This is a genomic window from Cellvibrio sp., assembly GCF_053579595.1.
Genome location: NZ_JBRFPI010000400.1, coordinates 1 through 3,887, shown reverse-complemented (window position 1 = coordinate 3,887; position 3,887 = coordinate 1). Strand labels below are relative to the sequence as shown.

The 3,887-nt window shown below is 47.7% G+C and carries 4 protein-coding genes; all 4 read left to right on the top strand.

Annotated features, from left to right (window positions below; all coding sequences use genetic code 11):
* The first annotated feature begins 106 nt into the window (after nucleotides 1-106).
* The gene (locus tag ACWA6V_RS18500; protein WP_449523875.1) at nucleotides 107-730 is read left to right on the top strand and encodes a tetratricopeptide repeat protein; all 624 of its coding nucleotides are present in this window, start codon (nucleotides 107-109) and stop codon (nucleotides 728-730) included.
* Nucleotides 727-1,953 (top strand): outer membrane protein assembly factor BamB, encoded by a 1,227-nt coding sequence (bamB, locus tag ACWA6V_RS18495; RefSeq protein ID WP_449523873.1) that lies wholly within the window; start codon nucleotides 727-729, stop codon nucleotides 1,951-1,953. Before ACWA6V_RS18500 ends, bamB begins: the two co-directional genes overlap by 4 nt.
* Nucleotides 1,954-2,111: 158 nt before the next feature.
* Nucleotides 2,112-3,515, top strand: a complete 1,404-nt coding sequence (gene der, locus ACWA6V_RS18490) for a ribosome biogenesis GTPase Der (protein WP_449523874.1) — start codon at nucleotides 2,112-2,114, stop codon at nucleotides 3,513-3,515.
* Nucleotides 3,516-3,695: 180 nt separating this feature from the next.
* The coding region (locus ACWA6V_RS18485; protein ID WP_449523872.1) for a response regulator at nucleotides 3,696-3,887 on the top strand (192 nt) is incomplete at its 3' end.

Below are 3,887 nucleotides of genomic sequence, written 5' to 3'. Positions count from 1 at the left end.
GGCATTGGGCTAAGGCATAGAGGAGTCAATTGTGAGGGTACATCTAACAGAAGAAGAAGAATTAGAAGTATTAAAGGGGTGGTGGAAGGATTAGGGTAAAACCGTAATTATCGCCGTGTTGGTTGCTGTGGTTGGTTATTTTGGATACACCACTTGGCAGGATCAAAAACGTCAGAAAGCGGAAAAAGCGTCAGAAGTGTATGAGCAATTGCTCAAACTGACCAATGCTGAACCAGGTAAAACCCTGACGGATTCAGATAAAGCAACTATCGCTCACCTCGCTGGCGAGTTGAAAGACGGCAATAGTAAAAGTATGTATGCGCACAGCGCTGCATTTTTCCTGGCCAAGTTAGCGGTGGAAGATAATAAATTGGATGTTGCTGTGAGTGAACTTAAATGGGTTTTGTCTGCCAAACCCGAGGCCGCGACTGAGCAACTTGCTCGTTTGCGTCTGGCTCGTGTATTAACGGCACAAAAAATTTATGCCGATGCATTGGCACAATTGTCACCCGAGCCTGCCGCTGCGTTCACTTCCGAGTATGCAGAAGCGCGCGGTGATATCCTGAAATTGCAAGGTGATTTGGATGCGGCACGTACTGCTTACGAAAAAGCACTCGCAGCAACCGACCCTCAACAACAAGAGCGCTACATGTTATTGCAAATGAAAGTTGATGATTTGAAAGTGGATAGCCCTGTACCTGCAGCTCCGGCTGAGGAGAAGGCTCAATGATGCAAGTCTCTGTGAGGCACTTGAGCTGCTTGGTATTGCTTTGTGCATTCGCTATGTCCGGCTGTTCCTGGTTTAGTAAAAAAACCGGGAATGAACCCATGGAGTTGGTCGATTTTAAAGAGACATTGGATCTCGACAAAGTATGGAAACGCGGCATTGGTGAAAGTCAAAACAAAGGGTTTAGTAGCCTCACTCCGGCATTGGATGGCGACGCTATCTATGCAGTAGATTATGAAGGTCTGGTTGTTGCGTTAGATAGCAAAACCGGCAAAAAGCAGTGGTCGCGCAAGGTTAATAAATCACAACAAGGCCTGTGGTGTTGGTTAAAAAGCTTTTTTGTTGCAGGTGACCCCAATCGCCAAATCGTGGGTGGTATAGCGGCAGAAAATGGCCTGCTGTTAGTCGCAACTTACGCGGGCGAAGTGATGGCGCTTTCCAAACAAACGGGCGATGAATTATGGCGTAAACAATTACCGGGCGAAGTGGTTTCTGCTCCGCGCACTAACGGTAGTGTTGTTGCAGCACAAACCGTGAATGGCAAGTTATTTGCGCTGGATGCAAAAACCGGCGAACAGTTGTGGTTTTATGACAATCCGCCACCGGTATTGACCTTGCGTGGTACCCCATCACCCATAGTGACAGATACGGCTATTTATTCCGGTTTTTCCAATGGCCGTATGATGGCATTTAATCCAGCCAATGGATTGATCTTGTGGGAGCAGCGTATTGCATCGCCTAAAGGACGTTCCGAATTGGAGCGTATGGTTGATATCCACTCCAGCCCGTTGATTAAAGATGGGGTGATTTATGTAGGTACTTATCAAGGGCGCATCAGTGCTCTCGCACGTGGTACTGGCAAACCTCTTTGGGGTCAGGATGGCTCTACCAGCGAGAGTGTGGCGCTGTCGGGCGATAAGTTGTTTGTCGCCCATGCCGACGGAAAATTGGTTGCATACAACTCAGTCACAGGTGAGCAGCTGTGGAGCAACGAAAAAATGTTGCGCCGACTTTTAAATGGGCCGCAAGTGTTTGGGGACTATGTTGCAGTTGTAGACTTTAAAGGCTATATGCATGTTGTTAACCAAAGTGATGGCGAGTTTGTCGCGCGCACCCGCGTAGATAGAAAGGGCGCCCGTGCCCCCATGCTGACAGATGGTGAAACACTTTATGTTTATACCAATCGCGGCAAACTGATCGCTTTTAGGGCTGAAAAGGAAAAATAGTTTCCAGCTTTATTTGTTAACACCAACCAGCCGCTTGAATTTACCTGAATCGAATAAGGTAAACTTCTTGGCGGCTGGTTTTGTTTTTTTAAGTACGTGAATTTATGCAGTGATTTTTTGCTGCAATCCCATTTTTCATTTCAATTGATATTTTTATGATAATCCCCGTAATAGCACTTGTTGGCCGCCCTAACGTGGGTAAATCCACACTCTTCAATCGTCTCACCCAGTCGCGCGATGCTTTGGTGGCGGACTATCCCGGTTTGACCCGCGACCGCAAATACGGCGAGGGTGTATTGGAGAATCGCCGGTTTATCGTAATTGATACCGGTGGGATAAGCGGAGAAGAAGAGGGCATTGATAGCATGATGGCTGGCCAGTCACTTCTTGCAATTCAGGAAGCTGACATAGTGCTGTTTATTGTGGATAGTCGCGTTGGTTTAAACCCTGCTGATGAAATGATTGCCAAGCATTTGCGGGTAAACAACAAAAAAACCTATGTTGTCGCCAATAAAATCGATGGAATGGATCCTGATATCGCGCTGGCGCCTTTTTATGAGTTGGGTCTGGGCGAGGTTCACCCCACGACTGCCAGCCATGGTCGCGGTGTTAGATCTTTGATGGAAGAAGTGCTGGCTGATATTCCTGAGCTGCCTGAAGACTATCAGCCAGAGAAAGCAACGGGGATAAAAATTGCTATTGTTGGCCGTCCTAATGTGGGTAAATCAACATTGGTTAATCGCTTGCTGGGTGAAGAGCGGGTAGTGGTTTACGACGAGCCGGGTACCACGCGCGATAGTACCTATATCAATTACACCCGCTTTGATAAGCCTTATACGCTGATTGATACGGCCGGTGTGCGCCGCCGTAAAAATATTGATTTGATGGTAGAGAAGTTCTCTATTGTTAAAACTATGCAAGCTATAGCAGATGCCAATGTCGTCGTGTTGGTAATGGATGCCAGCGAAGGTGTAGTCGAGCAGGACTTGCATTTGATGGGCACGACTATCGAAGCGGGGCGCGCGCTGGTTATCGCACTAAATAAGTGGGATGGCTTGGATGATGCGCACAAGCAATATGTCAAAAGTGAGCTTGAGCGCCGTTTGCGTTTTGTGGATTTTGCGACAATTCACTTTATCTCGGCCCTGCACGGCACTGGTGTAGGTAATCTGTACAAGTCGATTGAGCTGGCTTACCAGTCCGCAACTGATAAATTTAGTACCAACTTCCTGACTCGCATCCTGCAAGATGCGGTGCGTGAACATCAGCCGCCCATGATTCAGGGGCGTCGTATCAAACTGCGCTATGCACATCCAGGCGGGCATAACCCTCCTATTATTGTGATCCACGGTAACCAGACGAACGATATACCTAGTCACTACACCAAGTACCTGGAAAAAACTTTCAGACGCGTGCTCGATTTGCATGGCACACCGATCAGGATCGAATATCGCAATAATGAAAACCCCTATACTGAGCGCAAAAGCAAAATGACCCAGCGCCAACTGGTCGAGATGCGACGTAAAGCTGAACGCGACAAAAATCGTAGCAAGCCGAAATAGTCCAATATTTAACGATTGTTGCCCCTTGGCGGGGCAAATAGAATGCAAACAAAACTTAATTAGCTAAGCAGGCAGGGCTTTAGTTGCTATGGCTTGCGCTCCTTAAGGTGAAGGAGTAGTGTTACGCGCCTTATCGATTGCCCTTAACTCAACTGTAGCCATAAAAAGTCCGAGCATAAGATGACACCCGCAAGCCGCAAGCTGCTTATCATCGATGACGATGCCCTTGTCCGCCAGAGTATTGTGACCTATCTGACGGATAGTGGTTTTCGTGTGTGTTCTGCCTCTGATGCCAACGCCGCACTTGATCTGCTCGCCAATCCTGACCATTCCCTTCCCGATTTAATCATCACTGATCTGCGTATGCCTAAT